This window comes from Algoriphagus jejuensis (assembly GCF_039523455.1).
GTDB classification, from domain to species: Bacteria; Bacteroidota; Bacteroidia; order Cytophagales; family Cyclobacteriaceae; genus Algoriphagus; species Algoriphagus jejuensis.
In genome coordinates this window covers 65,989-83,620 of record NZ_BAAAFI010000044.1, presented here as the reverse complement: position 1 = coordinate 83,620, position 17,632 = coordinate 65,989, and the positions used below count along the sequence as shown (strand labels likewise).

Sequence of the window (17,632 nt, the reverse complement as noted above, 5' to 3'; positions counted from 1 at the left end):
TGACTGATCACTTTTTTCTATCCACCAATCCAGTCCAGATATCCAACTTTACTCTCCAAATTAACTGACACAATTAATGTTAATTCCGTCAATTGACTGACTCAATTTAGGTGAATTGCGTCTGGTGGAGACTCAGATATTCCACCAATAAGTAAATTTCAGCACGACGGATCTGTTTTTTACATTAAAAGGATCCGGAAGATAGTTGTCCGTGTAGACGATGTAGATGTCCGAAGCGGGCTTGAATCGCCATTGGAACCGCGTATTGAGATTGACGTTGTCGATCTGCTCGTTGTACTGGATGAACGCGGTGAAAAAAAGCGTATTGGTCATCGTGACGTCGATCCTCGGCCCGACGAGCAAATAGTCTGTCGTACCCCAAGGCTCGGGAAGGATGATTTTGTTATAGGTGGTGTTGAGTGCCAAACTCACATAGGGCTGAAAGCGGTAGCCCAGGTCTGTAGTGAGCGTGTACAACTCTCCATCCGCATAGTAGCCTCCCATTCGCGTCGTAAAACCATAGGTGAAGACGCTTTGAGGTTTTGACACATACTCCGTCCTCCAGCTGAAGGCATAGTGATCCGAGCCGACCGGCAGTTTTTCATTGCCGGAATTGGTCGGATCAAAGGGCGCCTGCAGCTTCACAAAGTCATAGACAAAATAGGTTGCCAGGTTGCTCTGACTGCGGAAGCGGACGTTGTAAGAGACAAAGGAATTGTTGTCCGTATGAACGCCCTTGGTGTTGTAAAACAAGGTCATGCTGCCATCCGGGCCGTGGCTTAGGATTTTTTCGCTTTTCGGAAACCAACGATAGCCTACAAAGGGATTAACCTTGTAAAAGCCCCGTCGGGGGACATAACCGACTTCGGCCGTGTAGTTTTCGGAGACGTATTCATGCTGCCAGCTCCAAGTCAGGTTTCCCGCCGCATACTTCAGATTGGCGGCGTGGACAAAGCCGTTGCCGGTGTTGTCGGGGGCAAAACTTTGCAGCAGCATAGCCTTTCCAGTCCACATATTGTTGGCCGAAGCAAGATTGTATTCCAGACCCACATTTCTGTTAAACTGCGAGTAAATCGGATTCTCTGAAGTCGTGTCTGGATGGTAATTGAGCGACTGCTTGTTAACAAAAATTGCCCCAATATTGGATCTGGCTCCGACTTGGCGCTGGAGTGCCATCACGGTGAAGTTTTGCGAAGGAAGAGCGGTTTCTTCCACGTCTCCGGTTTGCATGTTCATGGCCCCGATTCTCCAGTCTTTGTTGATCTTACCGCTCAGCCTCGCCCCAAACTGGATCGGGGCATTGAGTCCGATCCTTCTGGAGAAAAAAGGGCGGATCGTCGTGTAGCCAAAGCCTGCAAACAAGTCTCCATTTTCCAAAAAGAACTGCCTTCGTTCCGGAAAAAACAGCTCAAAGCGATCCAAGTTGGTCACTTGCCGATCAACTTCCACTTGCGAGAAATCCGGGTTTACCGTCAAATCCAAATTGAGCGAAGAGGTCAGCGCAATCTTGGCATCTACGCCGACTTCGCCTCTATTCTCAATTGAGCCTTCGTTTTGAAAGTCCTTGCTGACTCCGCCCAACGCATACGGGATGATCGAAATATTCGCTCCGGCATCGGGTGGAGGATTGTCCCAGACGAGCGTACCGGTATAAGCCAAAGAGGCTGAGGGAAACTGTCGTGGCACAGGCGCCCAGCCGGATTTTTCGGTCGTCTTCAGATCAAGCCTGGAAAAATTGATTCCCCATTCGGTGATGCCTTTTTTGTAGCGAATGGATTTGAAGGGAATCGCCGCTTCAAAAATCCATTTGTCGGCGTAGTTTTTGACTTTTGACGTCCACTTATTGTCCCAACTGAGATCGACTGAGCCGCCATTGTACATCTGTCCGTCCCACTGCGCGCCTGCTGCATTTGCACCGAAAGAAAATCCATTGGTCAGATCTTCAAAGGGATCCATGAAGAGCAGGAAGTTGTCATTTTTCCCAAAAGAAAAATCCCTTCGCAAGGACTCGACCATATAGGGGCCTTCGACTGCGTGATGATTGACCACGATCAAGTACAGATTATCTTCGTCATAACTCATCCTCACGTCGGTTTTCACCCGGGCAAAGCTCGTATCCATTGGCGTGATCATGAAAAAGTCCGTCGCCACGTCGGCTTCTTCCCAAGCTTTTTCATCCAACACCCCATCAATCAAAATCGGCGAACTCGCTTTTCGAATATCGAGACGATAGGCTGCATTGATTTTTTGCGCAGAAAGCGTAGTGGCCAGGCCGAGGAAAAACACAGAAAAAACAACGAGTGAACGCATGGGTGGGATTACACTTTCGAAGCAAACGAAAACCAGCCCGAGGCCGGGAACAAGAAGTACAAGATAGGCTATTGCTTGATCCGGTAGGCGAAGGTCAGGTTGCTTTGTCTTCGCATCATCTGCGATTCCCCTTCGGTGTAGAAGTTATACCCTTCGGAGATGAAGCGGTTGATGCGGCTGTTGAAGATGTCCGTAACGTTGAGAACGAGCGTTCCTCGATCTTCCAAAATTCGCTTGCTGGCCGAAAGATCCATGAAGAAAATACCTTTTCTGTAGCCCTGAGCCGTTTTTTGCTTGGCTTCGTAGTTGGCCCGAACCTGGATATCCCAGCCCTCGCCAAAGGTAAATCTAGAAGTCTGGCGGAAAAGCCAAGAGTAGGTTTTCCGCAAATCGGTCTGTCCGATGTTGCTGGCGTCAATCCGGGCGTGAAAGAAGTTGGCGTTGAAGTCCAGTTTCCACCAGTCTTTCACCCGATAATCCCCACTGAATTCCACGCCAAAGGACTTCTCTCCAGTCAGGTTGTAGGGAGCCGTTACCGAAAATCCGTCATCATTCACCTGTCGGATTCGCTCGATCTTGTCCACTGTATTTCTGAAATAAACGGTGGAAAAGAGCGTGGCTTTGTCAAAATATTTGATGTGACCCATCTCGAATGCATCGGTGTATTCGGGGTTCAAATCTGGATTGCCGCTAAAGAAATTGCGCTGATCGGAGAAGGTAACATACGGACTCAAATCGTTGTAAACCGGACGTCTAACTCTGCGGCTGTAGCTCAGCTGGAAGGCATTTTCTTCGCTGACATTATACGTCAAATGCGCTGAAGGGAAAAAGTTCAGGTAGTCTCTCGGGTTCTCTTCGCCGGTCTCCACCAGGATCGTTTCTACGTCGGTATGCTCCGCCCGAAGACCGCCTTGGTAGCTCCATTTCCCGGTTTCATTGCCGACGATGGCATAGGCGGCGAGGATGTTTTCGTTGTATAGGAAGATATTGTCCAGTCCCGGAATGGTCACATAGTCACCGGATTCGTTCTGCTCCTGAACGATGTAGTCATTTTCCATCTCCCTAAAACTAGTCCGCAGTCCAGTCTCTATTTTGCCTTTGGTGGCAAATGGCTTCACGTAGTCCATCTGCAGCAAGTACTGGTTTTCGTATTCGTCGTTAAGGGAAGTTTGCACCAAATCATTCGCAGGAATCGCAGTATCCTCAGGAGTGAAAGAATACTGCGTAAAGAGCTGATCAGACCTTTCCCAATAGTTAAGGTAGGTAAATGAGGCCGTGAATTCGTGGCCCTTTTCAGCGAAAGTCCGCTTATAATTGATGATCGCTTCCTTGTTTGGCTCGTCCTCGGTTTCGTCCTGACGGCGGAGTGAATAACCCAAATAATTATCAAAACTGTTCAAATAGTCATTGTATCGAATGTCGGTGATCCGATGGGCATCGCTTCGTCTCCAAAGATACGAGGCGGTAAGAATGCTGTTTTCGTTGAAATAGTAATCCAAACCGCCGCGCAGGTTATTGTTCAGTCCGGTGACAGTTGAGGAATTATTTTGGCTCAAGATCGAGGTCGTGCCGTCTTCATTGTAAACTTCTTGATAGAGCTCGCTGACACCCGGTCGCTTTTGATAGGATAGGCCGTAATTGATAAACCAATTGATCCGATTGTGGCGAAAGTTGAGATTGGTCGTGAAACCGGTGTTGAGCGGATATCCTGCAATAACCTCAAAAGAGCCGTTGAATCCCTGTTTACTGTCTTTTTTCAGAATAATATTGATGACCCCTGCCATACCTTCAGCCTCATATCTCGCCGATGGATTGGTGATCACCTCCACTCGTTCGACCATATTGGCGGGAAGCTGACGAAGCCCACTGCTGCCTTTGAAGCTGACGAGCCCAGAAGGTTTCCCATCGATCAAAATGCGTACGTTGGAAGAACCACGCAGACTGACGTTTCCGTCCGGATCTACCGCTATAGAGGGCAGGTTCATCAGGATGTCGGAGGCGTTACCCCCGGCGTTGGCAAGGTCTTTCCCCACGTTAAAAATCCGTTTGTCGAGCGAAAGCTCCATGACGGTTTTTTCTCCCTGCACGACCACTTCGTTAAGATCTGAGGCGGTAGACGCTAATGCGATTTCACCCAAATCCACATTTTGATCTTCACGGGAAAGCGTAAAAGCTCTTGTCTTTTGAGATTCAAAGCCCATAAACTCAATCAAAGCGTAGAATTTACCAAAGGGCAGTTCTACATTATATTTGCCGTTTTCATCCGAAATCCCACCACCTATCAGGCTGTCTTTCTCTGTATAAATCCCGATAGTTGAAAAAGGTAGTGGCTCTGAATTTTCTTTGTCCACTATCGTCCCCCTGAGTTTTCCTTTTGCTTGCTGCGCAAAAGACCCTGTACCGAGCAGCAGGAAAAGGAAGATCGAAAGAATGAACAGGTTTTTCTGGGAAAAAGGCATCATAGGTTTGGGCTATTGAGCCAAATCAAAATTACTTCGAGATGGTTGCTGGAAATTTAGAATGAAACCAAGATTGAAACACGGTAATTTTGACAAATGGCAAAACGAGAAGGAAGGAGGAACTCCTGAACCAATCCTTTCGCTCCACTTCTGTCACCTCAGTGAATGGCAGTTCCGCATAAGCATCGATGTTTCTTCCTATTCCGATGGATTTGTCCAGCTGATTGATGTTCCAAAAAACTGACAAAGACTCTGTCCGGACCTTCACAAGGAAAAAGCGATTTCTTCTCTCATCGCGAAGGTCAAAAAAGTTTGATCATCCACTGGACCGGTTTAGCGTATATCCTCCAAAAAGAAAAAGTGAAGGATTACTCCTTCACTTCTTCATAGTCGACATATTCTCCGCCCTGTATGTTTTTCTTCCGTTTTTCGAGTTCTTCTTTCGGGATAAAATCCACGTTTACCGAGTCTTTGGGCCTCGACGCACGTTGCTGGGCTTGCTGCTGCTCTTTTGCAGCTTCATTCACTTGCTTCGCAAATTGTGCAAGTTTGGACCGGAGAAAGTAGCGAATGAGTTGGCCCAAAAGCCAACCCACGCCCAGAAATATGATGAGAAATTTTAACAAAATAATACGGATTTAGTGGAGCCGGATTATCTACTCAGGTAGAGATTTCTCTCCGAATAGATTTTCAGAAAATAATCATCCATCAGATCATCGATAAAGTAAATCGCCTCACCGGTAGATTTCATTTCAGGTCCGAGTTCCTTGTTGACATTCGGGAATTTATGGAAAGAGAACACAGGTTCTTTGATAGCATAACCCTTTTTCACCGGCTTGAATTCAAAGTCGGTGACTTTATTCTCGCCCAACATCACCTTTACGGCATAGTTGACATAAGGTTCCTGATAGGCTTTGCAAATGAAAGGAACCGTACGGGAAGCTCTAGGGTTTGCCTCGATAATATAGACTTTGTCATTTTTGATTGCAAATTGGATGTTGATCAAGCCGACAGTCTTAAGGGCAAGGGCGATCTTCTCGGTATGCGTCTCGATCTGACGAATGACCAGATCTCCCAGGTTGTAAGGAGGAAGTACCGCATACGAATCTCCCGAGTGAATCCCAGCAGGCTCGATGTGCTGCATGATTCCGATGATGTAGACATTCTCACCGTCGCAGATCGCATCCGCTTCGGCTTCGATAGCACCTTCGAGGAAGTGGTCAAGGAGGATTTCATTGTTTGGGATATCATGCAGTACGTTGACTACATGTTCTTCCAGTTCTTTCTCGTTGATCACGATCTTCATGCCCTGACCTCCCAATACATAGCTAGGACGTACCAAGAGCGGAAATCCGATGGTCTTGCAAAGCTCCAGCGCTTCGTCAGTATTGTGAATGGTACCAAATTCTGGATATGGGATACCTAGATCCTTCAGCAAGGTTGAAAACCGGCCTCTGTCTTCTGCCAAATCCAAGGCCTCGAAGCTCGTTCCGATGATCTTGATCCCGTATTTATCGAGCTTCTCAGCAAGCTTCAAAGCAGTCTGCCCGCCGAGCTGCACAATCACCCCAACCGGATTTTCCTGCAGGATAATCTCGTAAATATGCTCCCAGAATACAGGCTCGAAATATAGTTTGTCCGCGATATCGAAGTCTGTCGAAACCGTCTCAGGGTTACAGTTGATCATGATGGTCTCGTAGCCGCACTCTTTAGCTGCCAACACCCCATGTACACAAGAGTAGTCAAACTCAATGCCTTGACCGACACGGTTAGGGCCCGAACCCAGGACCACGACTTTCTTCTTGTCTGTTCTGACAGATTCGTTTTCCTCACCAAAGGTAGAATAGTAGTAAGGGGTCTGCGCCGCAAATTCAGCCGCACAGGTGTCCACGAGCTTGTACACTCGCTTGATCCCCATCTCGTCGTAGCGTTTGTTGAACACTTCACTTTCCAGACAATCCAACAAATGCGCAATTTGGCGGTCTGCATAGCCCATTTTTTTGGCGCGCTCCATGACTTCCTTTGGGATGGTGCCGATCTTATATTTCTCAACTTCCGCTTCGAAATGAATTAGTTCTTCGATTTGTCTGAGGAACCATTTGTCGATCTTGGTCAGGTCGTGAATAGTTCTGAAAGATATACCCAACTTAAAGGCATCATAGACATGGAAAAGTCTGTTCCAGCTTGGATTGGCCAGCGAATAGAGAATCTGCGCTTGATCTTTCAGCTCTTTGCCGTCGGCGCCGAGTCCATTTCTCTTGATTTCGAGTGATTGACAGGCTTTTTGAAGTGCTTCTTGGAAGTTGCGGCCGATGCCCATGACTTCGCCCACGGCTTTCATCGAAAGACCCAAGCGACGGTCAGACCCTTTGAATTTGTCAAAGTTCCAGCGCGGCACCTTCACGATCACGTAGTCGATCGCTGGCTCAAAAAATGCCGACGTAGTGCCGGTAATGGTGTTGGTCAGCTCATCGAGATTGTATCCGATAGCCAATTTTGCAGCTACTTTTGCGATTGGATATCCGGTCGCTTTGGATGCCAAAGCTGAAGAGCGCGATACGCGTGGATTGATCTCGATGCCGATGATGGTCTTGTTGTCAGGGCTTACAGCGAATTGGACATTACATCCGCCTGCAAAATTCCCGATTCCTTTCATCATCTTAATTGCCTGATTTCGCAGCTCTTGATAGACCGTATCAGGCAGCGTCATCGCCGGAGCGACCGTGATGGAATCACCGGTGTGCACTCCACAAGGATCAAAGTTTTCGATAGAGCAGATCACGATCATATTTCCAATCGAATCCTGCATCACCTCCAGCTCGTACTCTTTCCAGCCCATGATGCTTTGCTCGATGAGCACTTCGTGGGTTGGAGATGCCTGAAGGCCGACCGTCAATGCTTTTTCGAAATCCTCAGCTTTCTCCACAAACCCCCCACCTGTACCACCGAGGGTATAGGACGGACGGATCACCAGTGGGAAACCGATCTCCTGTGCAATTTCTTTACCCTGAAGAAAGGAGGTTGCCGTATCTCCGATGCAAACGCCGACTCCCAATTCTTCCATCAGAGCCTTAAATTTCTCACGGTTTTCGGCGGTCTCTATCGCATCGATATCCACACCAATCATCCGTACGTCATATTTTTTCCAAATGCCTGCAGTGTCGCAGTCAATCGCTAGGTTAAGCGCAGTTTGGCCACCCATGGTCGGCAAAATCGCATCGATATCCGGGTGATCTTTGAGGATTTTGATAATCGATTTCTTTTCCAACGGAAGCAAATAGACATTGTCGGCAGTCACTGGATCGGTCATGATCGTGGCTGGATTGGAGTTGATCAAGGTCACGATAATGCCTTCTTCACGAAGGGAGCGTGCTGCCTGGGAGCCTGCGTAGTCAAATTCGCAAGCTTGACCGATGACAATGGGACCTGAACCGATGATGAGAACGTGCTTGATGCTACTGTCTTTTGGCATTGTGAGGTGGGATAGAGAAAGAGGTTTTACTTATGTCCAAATTGGCGCAAAATTAGGGAAATTATCGGAACCGGGAAGGATAAACTCCGATAAAAGCCCCTTGAAAGAAGAGAAAAGTCGGATCAACTTCATTTACCAAGACCTGCCAAATTATTCTATACGATCCCCTATTTTCACCGAATGAACTGGAATGAATTCGAATTTTTCCCGGTATTGGGAGAAAAACTAACGAGCGAAAACACACTAAAACTTGATTTTACCGCAGCAAACCATGATTTGGAGGAGATCGATCTAGCGGATACCTCCACATTTGAAAAGTACGTGTTGGGACAGTTGGAAAGTGCGGGAAAAACCTACGGCATCGGCGGCTATCTGGAGAAAAGGGCAATCTATCGCCGGAGTGAGGTGTTTGCGACCTCGGAAGCAGACTTCCGAAATATCCATCTCGGAATTGATATCTGGACTTCAGCGGGAGTACCGGTTTTTGTCCCGTTTGATGGGAAAGTTCACAGTTTTCAAGATAATGCGGGCTTTGGCAACTATGGCCCGACGATCATCCTGGAGCATATGATGGAGGGCAAAAAGCTTTTCACACTTTATGGGCATTTATTCAGAAGTGATCTTGAGAAATTAAAAATCGGGCAGGAATTTAAAGCGGGAGATCTGCTTTGTCATATCGGCCCTTTTCCCGAAAACGGCGATTGGCCAGCGCATCTGCACTTTCAGCTGATGTGGGATTTGGGCGAAAATATCGGGGATTACCCTGGAGTAGCGGCGGAGAAGGATCTGGACTTTTATCAGGGAAATTGCCCGAATCCGGATTGGATTTTGGGATTTGAACTATCGAATTAACAAAAACACAGCGAGCAATGGCTCTCATCCTTAAATCTATCGCCCTCACATTCCTGGGATTGCTACTTTGCTTTCGCGTCCAAGGACAAAATGAAGCCGTACTCAGGGGGAAGGTTTTGGCTGAAAGTTACTGCTCATCCTGCCATGCCTATCCATCGCCTTCTCTTCTACCGAAGGATGTCTGGACAAATCGGGTTTTGCCACAGATGGCAGCCTTCATGGGATTTCGGGAGGCCCAGGATAGCCTTCTGATTTGGGAAAACAAATCAGAAGAAGAGCTTGCTGTTTTGAAAAAGCTCGGAATCTACCCGCCCTCACCTCAAATCGATCCCAAAGATTTTCGCTCGATCACGGCCTTTTATGCCGCAGAATCACCCGAAGAACTGCCTGGCCAAAAGCCCAAAGAAACACCGGGGGTTTTAGAGGGCTTCACCCCAAAAAAGCTTTTCATCGAAGGTATCCAAGGCCCAAAAACCAGTCTGGTCGCCATCAATGAGCCAAGGGCTGAGCTTTTTATCGGAGATGCAGGCACCAATCAACTCTATGTGAAAGTCCAAAGCGATGAACTTTTTACACTTCCCCCTACAGCGAGCCCCCCGGTTCATTACCTGCAAAAAGCGCCGAACGTCTTCGTTTTTCTGACCATTGGCTCCATCGCTCCCAGCGACCTGTCACAGGGGGCGATCTATGAAATGGACTTGAATTCAGATGGATGGAGTCAGGTCTTGGATCAGCTGGCCAGGCCGGTGTTTGGAGTTTGGGAAGATCTGAAAAAAGACGGAAAACCCGACCTTCTGCTCTGCAACTATGGTAATCACGGAGGAAATATTTCCGTTTATCCCGATGGAAATCTAAGTTCCAAACCGCTTCTGCTAGGCGGAGCCGGTGCACGGAAACTAGAAGTTCACGACCTGAATCAGGATGGGAAACCGGATATCGTGGCGCTGTTTTGTCAAGGGAATGAACGCATCTCCGTCTTCTACAACCGGGGAAACGGTGAGTTTGAGCCAGAAAAAATTTTATTGAGATTCTCCCCCGTAATGGGCTCCAGCTTCTTCGAAATGCATGATCTGAATGCAGATGGGAAGCTAGATCTACTGGTAAGCAACGGAGACAATTGGGATTACTCCTCTGTCCTGAAGCCTTACCATGGCTTTCGCATCTATGAAAACAAAGGGGATGCAACTTTCGAAGAATCTTGGTTTTATCCACAATATGGCGCGGCCAAGGCGATGGCGGTGGACTTTGACGAAGATGGAGATCTGGACTTGGCGACGATTGCTTTCTATGACGAACTTGAAAATCCCGAGCAGCAGTTTCTTCTTTTTGAAAACCAGGGAAACCTCACTTTCACACCCAAGTACAACCCCGAGGCAGCATTGGGAAAATGGCTAACCCTAGATGTAGGCGACATTGACGCGGACGGAGACAAAGACATCGTACTGGGCGCGTATTCCCACAATACGCTCGAATACACCAAGCTGCTCCTGCGGGGTATCGATGAAATCCCGAGTGTGTTGATTTTGGAAAACGGTAAAAATTAGAAGCTATCTATACGCCTTTCTGCTATTGGTCGAAATTTCTCTGTCAAATGGAATGGAAGACGGATGACCGATGTATCGTTGACGACATTGCTGAGCGAATCGCCCCTTCAGGGATGAATGAAACAAACCGTTTGAATGGAATAGGTACTTGGTGGATTTTTGGTTTAATTATCCATAGATTATTGCTACACCGACTACCTGATCAATCAAAAACCCAAACCGCATGAAATCGAAGATCAGCTTTATTATTTGCCTGCTTTGTATGGCAGTTGTTTTTCCGCTTACTGCCCAAGATCAAGAAATCCCCACCCTCGACAATCCTATGTCGGCGGCCTACCTGAAAAAAAACCTGAGAAAATCCCAGCCCCGGCTGGTTTACAACGCCGAAATCCTCAACAACCTAAAGAAAAAGACCAAGACTGACCCGGTTTTGCAAAGCATGTATGCGGAAATCAAGGCGAGCGCTCAAGCCATCTTGAAAAAGCCCCTGCTGGAAAGAGAGATGGTCGGCCGCCGTTTGTTGGGAACCTCCCGTGAAATGCTGTATAGGATCAACATGCTCGGACTGGTGTACCTGATGGAAAAAGATCCAGACATCTTGGCTCGTATCAACGAGGAGCTTATTGCAGTTTGCAATTTTACCGACTGGAATCCGGCTCACTACCTCGATGTAGCCGAAATGTCCACTGCGGTGGCATTCGCCCTCGATTGGACAGCGGGAGCTTTACCCAAATCCACCCAGGAGCTGTCCAAAAAATCCCTGATCGAAAAAGGAATCCTTCCCAGCTGGCCAGAAAACGGCAAATCTCCAGGCTGGGTCAATGGCACCAACAACTGGAACCAAGTCTGCAACGGCGGGATGATTGCCGCTTCGATTGCCATTGCAGAAGTCGATCCAGAACTCGCCGCAAAAACGATCTCACGAGCCCTCGACGGGTTACCTCTCTCCCTGGTTGAATATGGCCCAGACGGAGTTTACCCGGAAGGCTCCACCTACTGGGGCTACGGCACCAGCTTCTCTGTGATCACCGCCGCTATGCTGGAGAGTGCCTTTGGGCAGGACTTTGGGCATTGGGATTTCCCAGCCTTCAAAGAGAGTGCAGTTTTCAGAGCTTTGACCAACGCCCCGTCGGGCTGGTATTACAACTTTGCCGATTGCGGAGATAAGCGAAGCCAAGGCGGTGACGTCATCCTAGCTTGGTTTGCTGCCAAATCTGGGAATCCCCAGTTCTTTGAAAAAGACCGGTTTCTTAATGCATCCAAAGACCCTGGAAAGCTGTTTCGTCTTAGTGGCGCCTCCATGGCTTGGATCTCGCAATACGAAGAGAAAGGTGGGGAAGGACTCCCCGCCGCCTGGAAAGGCGAAGGTTCCAACCCGGTGGTAATTTTCACCGGCGGTAATGAGGATCCGCATTCGTATTACTTCGGTGGAAAAGGAGGCAGAGGGATGGTAAACCACGGAAATATGGATGGAGGCTCCTTCATCTTTGAACTGAATGGAGTACGCTGGTCCATCGATCCGGGAAACCAAAGCTATAATGAGCTAGAACAGACTGGCTTTGATCTCTGGAGTCGATGCCAAACCTGCGAGCGCTGGGATCTGCTCACCAAAAACAATTACGGACACAGCACGCTCACGATAAACGATTCGCTGCACCGCACCGAGGGTTTGGTTACGCTGACAGAGTTTAAGCAGGGGCCTAACCCAGAAGCGACGTTTGACATGAGTGCAACGCTAGGCAGACAGGTCAAATCTGCTTCACGCAGGTTTGTCAAGGACAGCCCCCTTTCCATCACCATCGAAGACGCCATTGAACTCTCTGAAAGCACCCAGTTGATCACTTGGCAGATGATGACAACTGCCGACGTGCAAATCACCCCCGGAGGCGCGATACTGACACAGGACGGGAAGGTGCTGAAACTCGAAAACCAATCCGATCCCGAACTGACGGTTTCCGTGGTCTCTCTGTACCCTGCTCCACTTGCACTCGACCGTCAGATTGAAGGTTTAAAGAGGGTCGAGATACGCATTCCAGCCTGGAAAATTGAGGATGGGAAGACAACGATAAAAGTGCGGCTTTCTGGGGAATAGTTGGGTTTGAAGGCTTTTCAATAATTTCACCCAATCATCCTAGACTTCCCAAACCTTGATTACAAATGTATTAGTCGGCTTATTCATAGCCCTCATTCTGTTTTTACTTTTTCGCTCGAAAAGAATAAAAAGCGGCTTTGACGTCCCGGTTACCTTTCCGGAAAACTGGAGGCTTTACCTGCTCAAAGAAGTAAATTTCTATGCTTCGCTGAATGATGACGAAAAGACGACGTTCGAATCGGATGTTTTGCGATTTCTAAAGCGCGTGAGAATAACCGGGATCAAAACGACCGTGGATGACGAGGACCGACTTCTGGTAGCCAGCAGTGCCGTGATCCCGGTCTTTGCTTTTCCAGAATGGGAATATAGTACCCTGCATGAAGTGCTCCTATACCCTGATTTGTTTACTGAAAAGTATGATTTCAGCGAGCAAGACCGCAATATCTCAGGCATGGTAGGCAGTGGCGGCGTGATGCATCACGTGGTGATTTTTTCCAAACCGGCATTGCACCAAGGCTTTGACAATGCCAATGACAAGTCGAATGTGGGGATCCATGAGTTTGTGCACTTGTTTGACAAGCAGGATGGCGACATCGATGGAGTTCCGCTTCTGATCATGAAAAATCAGGCAATCATGCCTTGGCTGCATTTGATCAGCGAGAACACTAAAGAAATGATCGCTGGGAAAAGCGACATCAATATCTACGGAGCGACGAATAAGCAGGAGTTTTTGGCGGTAGCCAGCGAGTACTTTTTTGAGCGACCAAAGCTTTTCAAAGAAAAGCATCCTGAGTTATACGACGTGCTTTCCACGGTTTTTAGAAATGATTGGGCGGAAAGCCAGGTAGGTGACAATAAGTTAAAGCGAACCATCGGGAGAAATGATCGATGTCCCTGTGGCAGTGGAAAGAAATTCAAGAACTGCTGTATGAAGTACGATTGAGATAGCTTAAGTATGCGCCTAGCAACCGCAGTCCTTCACCATTGCAGCGGTCCCCTTGTCCACGCCATGAAAAAGTACGCCTGAGATGCTAGCAAAATTCCAGTAGTCCTCCCCGCCGTCTTCGTCGGTATTGCTCCAACCCGAGTTGCTCGAAACGACCGTCTTGTCAGAGACGATTTGTCCCGTATCTGTTTCTATCAAGGCGATTCGTACTGTCGCACTCACTTCCATGTCCGGAGACGGTGTAGGAACACTCGCATTAACTTCTTCGGGACTGAGGAATGCCCAACTCTCTCCTGCCCGACTTGGTCCCATCGAAAGACCCAAAAGATACGGATAGCCCAGTTCTGAACTAATCTTGGAAAGCTGCTTCGGATCATTCAGATCCTTGATGCCCGCTTTTAGCAGCTCATAGTCCAGCCGGTCATACAGTTCCACCTTGGTAAATCCCCGGCTTCGGAGTTTTTCCAAGATCTGTCGCTCCAATTGGTTTTGCTCCGCAACACTCAAGAGCCGAAAGCTTGTCTCCCAAGCCAAGGGGAGAAGTAAAACACCGTCTTCTTGGCTCAGGCACACCTTGCAAAACTGAGTGGTAAAAACTTTGGACGAAGTGCAAGCAGTGGCTGAAATCAGTAGCATGGCTAAAAGTACAGCTCTAAAATCTCGATTCATCCCGCAAGTATAACTAAAAAGGCAAATTCAGGTAGCGAATTTTTTTAGCAACTCTGCCAAGCTTGAATCGGAATCCGTCATCGATCTTGCTCAGCACGATTTTTCCTGAAATATGCCCTTTCAATCATTTGGGAAGGCTTATTTTTAATTAGTACAAATTCATATTGATTGGCTATCAGAACCATATTGGTTTTTTTGGGGTAAATTAATGTACACCAAAACACCGAAGCCATGTCTATCCGAATCTCCTCCAGTTGCAACCACTGCAATTCCTTCACCGAAGCCAATCTCTGCAAAACCCACGAGCTGAAAGTAAGCGAAGAATATACCTGTGATCAATTTTCTATCCTGCAACAGCTTGACAAGTCTATGCACTGCAACAGCTGCCAGCGTCATCATCGACCGGACTGTGCCCATCCTGACTTGGCAGCCGACGGCATGCTCTGCGCCAGTTGGGCTCCCAAAGTCTGATAAACGGCTAACTTTCGCTTATTTCAAAAAATCTTCACGAGAGGAGTTGGCAAGGTCCGGTTTGTCAACTCCTTTTCTTTTTGGCTCCTCCCAATCGATTCTGAGGGAGAGTGATCTTCCAGCATTCGCGAGCTTCCTCGGGTAATCCCAATCGCCCTCACCGGGTCATATTCTCCAGCACAGCGACAGATGGCCCTTTCGTCAGCCATCTTTTCCCCAATCCCGTGCTATCTCCCATTGGTTCGAAGTACACAAATGAGCCCAGCGCCAGATCGATATCTCCGTCGCCATCGAGGTCTCCCGCATCCATGACAAACCATCGCCCACTGGTGGCCTCGGGAAAGGAAAAATCCCGAAAGTTCAAATCTCCCCTATTCTCCAGATAGACGAAGCTTTCCTCCGGCGCATTTACATAATCCGGAAAAAAGGAAATCGCGGCGATGTCCAAATCTCCGTCCAAGTCATAGTCGCGGGGGATCGCCTTGTAGGCGCCGTTCATCTGATAAAACCACGACTGCGAAAAATTGAAATTGCCGTCATTCTGAAAGATGTAAATACCATGATAGGCTTTCAGAAAGGGCGTGCGGTCCGCATTGTCGCCAGCGACATAGATCAGGTCTTCGAAGCCATCGTTGTTGAAGTCTGCCAGTTCGATGTAGAGCGATCCATTGAGCGGAGAGAAGGACAACAGCCTCTTTTCGCTGAATTCGCCATTTCCCTTGTTGGTATACAGAAACACCCCTTCATCCCCCTGCGCCATCAACACGACAATATCCTGAAGACCGTCGCTGTTTACGTCTTTGATGATTGCGGAGACTGCACCCGGCTTTGCACGTAGGATTTTCTTTGAGTAACGGTTTTGGCCTTTGTTTTCAAACCATACCAAATTACCCGTCAGGTCCCCAAATTCGCAGGCGACAATGTCTTCGAGCCCGTCGTTGTTCAGGTCGCCGTAAGCCGTCTGCACGGGTCGCTGCATGCCACCGATCACTTGGGTGGCGGCATTGTAGGTTGCCGAACCGCCGGATTTGGAAAGCTTCTGCAGCGATCCGCCCGGAAGATCGTTTGGAAATACGCCTACTCCCGCCATTGTCAAGTAAAGCGTGTCGGCTTTCTCATACAAATCGACTGGAGTCGCGGCAAAGCCAAGGTCATATGTTTTCTCCAAATCAGGGCTTAGGAAAGTTAAAATGCTTTGCTCTCGTTTTCCGTCGCTATAAGCGATTCCGCGCTGATCGGGCAGGATCTTGACCATCGTCGTCATGGCCGGACGATTGGCGTAGTTTACTTCTTTGTAGGTAAAACGGGCTAACCCTTTTTTGATTTTCTCGCTTCTTTTTGGCGCTAGGATCGTGTCAGGGGCATTTTCGAGATAGAAGGCGATAATTTTATTCCAATCTTCCGTCGCCATCGTCTGATTCTCGGGATAGATTCCCGCACGCCGGACGATCGCTATATTTTCTCCCCGACCAAACAAACTGTCGGGCTGATGTTCGCCTTTATAAAAGCCCAGTCGATGTCCCATCGAAGGCAGAACGTCCTCCTCCCAGCTAGATCGAGGAAGCATGCTCGGATCAACATAAGCGTGACAGCTGCTACAATGGGTCGCGGCAAGTTCTTTACCAGAAATTCCCGATGGGGTCGGGATTAAATTAGGGGTGTCTGTCGTTTCAGAATTTTTTCCTCGACAGGAGAAAAACGAAACTAGAACAACTATAGCGAAGAAAAACTGTTTCATGAAGCCGTAAATTGCGGATTAAAAATGAATCGTACGTTTAAAAAGTCTGCGCTTCTAAGGTTGAATCTTTCGGTAAAAGCCTTCATCAATGGCAAACCTGCCGGCGACCGTGGACTGTCCACCGATAACGAGAATTCAAAAACTCACTTCCTCGGATGAAAATCCGTCAGCGTCTGCCGCAGATAATCCCGATCCAAGTGCGTATAAATCTCGGTCGTCGTGATGCTCTCATGTCCCAGCATCTCCTGTACGGCTCTGAGGTCAGCTCCGCCCTCGATCAGGTGCGTCGCAAAGGAATGCCGGAAGGTATGTGGGCTGATGTTTTTGTGGATTCCGGCCAGTTCTGCCGTCTTTTTGATAATCAGAAAAATCATCACCCGGGTGAGTTTTTGACCGCGCCTGTTGAGAAAAACATATTCCTCATGTCCTTTTGCAGGGTGTTGATGGACTCGGACATGCTCCTCGTAGAGTTTGAGGTATCTCAGAGCGTCCTTGCCGATGGGAACGAGCCGTTCCTTGTTACCCTTTCCCACGACCTTTAAAAACCCGATTTCCGTGAAGATTTGGCTTTTTTTCAGTTCGACCAACTCACTCACACGCAGGCCTGAGCTGTAGAGCATCTCCAGCATGGCCCGATTGCGGTGACCTTCCGGTTCGCCTAGCTTGATAGCTTCCAGCAGCTTTTCGATTTCGATAAAGCTAAGCGTGTCAGGCACTTTTCTTCCGAGTTTGGGAGCTTCGAGTAGCTGGGACGGATCCTCCATGATCCGATCTTCGTACATCAAAAAGCGGTAGAACCCTTTGATCCCAGAGATAATCCGTGCTTGGGTAAAAGGCGATATTTCGAGCTTCGCAAGGGCGTAGACAAACTTTCGGAGGTGATCCAGATCCAGATCCAGCGGACTTTTTCCGGCCAATTCCCGCTCCGCAAAGGTTGCCAGCTTCTCCACATCACCGGTGTAGGCATCGATGGAGTTTTCGCTCAGCGAGCGCTCGAGCTTCAAGTGATGGCGAAATTGACGAATGAGTTGGGGCCACATAAGTTGCAAGGTGGGAAAGTGGCAAAGTTGGAAAGATGA

13 protein-coding genes are annotated in these 17,632 nt (G+C 48.3%); 6 read left to right on the top strand and 7 right to left on the bottom strand.

Annotation, left to right across the window (positions count from 1 at the left end; genetic code table 11):
- Positions 1-132 precede the first annotated feature (132 nt).
- Positions 133-2,310: a DUF5916 domain-containing protein gene (locus tag ABD031_RS17655; RefSeq protein WP_343853865.1), complete on the bottom strand. Its 2,178-nt coding sequence runs from the start codon at positions 2,308-2,310 to the stop codon at positions 133-135.
- Positions 2,311-2,378: 68 nt separating this feature from the next.
- The gene (locus ABD031_RS17650; protein WP_343853863.1) at positions 2,379-4,772 is read right to left on the bottom strand and encodes a TonB-dependent receptor; all 2,394 of its coding nucleotides are present in this window, start codon (positions 4,770-4,772) and stop codon (positions 2,379-2,381) included.
- A gap of 58 nt (positions 4,773-4,830) precedes the next feature.
- On the opposite strand from ABD031_RS17650, the gene ABD031_RS17645 reads away from it, so the two are divergent.
- Complete coding sequence (locus ABD031_RS17645) at positions 4,831-5,013, top strand: hypothetical protein (protein WP_343853862.1); 183 nt, start codon at positions 4,831-4,833, stop codon at positions 5,011-5,013.
- A 124-nt stretch (positions 5,014-5,137) separates the two neighbouring features.
- Here ABD031_RS17645 and ABD031_RS17640 read toward each other — a convergent pair whose 3' ends face one another.
- A complete protein-coding gene (locus ABD031_RS17640) occupies positions 5,138-5,395 on the bottom strand; it encodes a DUF4834 family protein (RefSeq protein ID WP_343853861.1) in 258 nt (85 codons plus the stop codon).
- 26 nt (positions 5,396-5,421) lie between these two features.
- On the bottom strand, positions 5,422-8,241 hold the full coding sequence (gene carB, locus ABD031_RS17635) for a carbamoyl-phosphate synthase large subunit (RefSeq protein WP_343853860.1): 2,820 nt from the start codon (positions 8,239-8,241) through the stop codon (positions 5,422-5,424).
- 180 nt (positions 8,242-8,421) lie between these two features.
- On the opposite strand from carB, the gene ABD031_RS17630 reads away from it, so the two are divergent.
- The 4 genes from ABD031_RS17630 to ABD031_RS17615 all read left to right on the top strand — a co-directional run bounded on the left by ABD031_RS17630 (position 8,422) and on the right by ABD031_RS17615 (position 13,672).
- The gene (locus ABD031_RS17630) at positions 8,422-9,093 is read left to right on the top strand and encodes a peptidoglycan DD-metalloendopeptidase family protein (RefSeq protein ID WP_343853858.1); all 672 of its coding nucleotides are present in this window, start codon (positions 8,422-8,424) and stop codon (positions 9,091-9,093) included.
- A gap of 17 nt (positions 9,094-9,110) precedes the next feature.
- Positions 9,111-10,637: an FG-GAP repeat domain-containing protein gene (locus ABD031_RS17625; protein WP_343853857.1), complete on the top strand. Its 1,527-nt coding sequence runs from the start codon at positions 9,111-9,113 to the stop codon at positions 10,635-10,637.
- Between the two features lie 223 nt (positions 10,638-10,860).
- Positions 10,861-12,729 carry a heparinase II/III domain-containing protein gene (locus tag ABD031_RS17620; RefSeq protein WP_343853856.1) on the top strand — a complete coding sequence of 623 codons (1,869 nt, stop codon included), beginning with the start codon at positions 10,861-10,863 and terminating at the stop codon, positions 12,727-12,729.
- 55 nt (positions 12,730-12,784) lie between these two features.
- Entirely contained in the window at positions 12,785-13,672 is an 888-nt protein-coding gene (locus ABD031_RS17615; RefSeq protein WP_343853855.1) for a zinc-dependent peptidase, read from the top strand.
- A gap of 18 nt (positions 13,673-13,690) precedes the next feature.
- Here the strand turns inward: ABD031_RS17615 and ABD031_RS17610 are convergent, their stop codons facing one another.
- Positions 13,691-14,311 (bottom strand): hypothetical protein, encoded by a 621-nt coding sequence (locus ABD031_RS17610; protein WP_343853853.1) that lies wholly within the window; start codon positions 14,309-14,311, stop codon positions 13,691-13,693.
- Positions 14,312-14,575: 264 nt separating this feature from the next.
- Here ABD031_RS17610 and ABD031_RS17605 point away from each other — a divergent pair, with 264 nt between their 5' ends.
- Complete coding sequence (locus ABD031_RS17605; RefSeq protein WP_343853852.1) at positions 14,576-14,815, top strand: hypothetical protein; 240 nt, start codon at positions 14,576-14,578, stop codon at positions 14,813-14,815.
- Between the two features lie 157 nt (positions 14,816-14,972).
- On the opposite strand, the gene ABD031_RS17600 is transcribed toward ABD031_RS17605, so the two are convergent.
- Positions 14,973-16,382 (bottom strand): FG-GAP repeat domain-containing protein, encoded by a 1,410-nt coding sequence (locus ABD031_RS17600; RefSeq protein ID WP_343853851.1) that lies wholly within the window; start codon positions 16,380-16,382, stop codon positions 14,973-14,975.
- Between the two features lie 314 nt (positions 16,383-16,696).
- Positions 16,697-17,593 carry a site-specific tyrosine recombinase XerD gene (xerD, locus tag ABD031_RS17595; protein WP_343853849.1) on the bottom strand — a complete coding sequence of 299 codons (897 nt, stop codon included), beginning with the start codon at positions 17,591-17,593 and terminating at the stop codon, positions 16,697-16,699.
- Positions 17,594-17,632 lie beyond the last annotated feature (39 nt).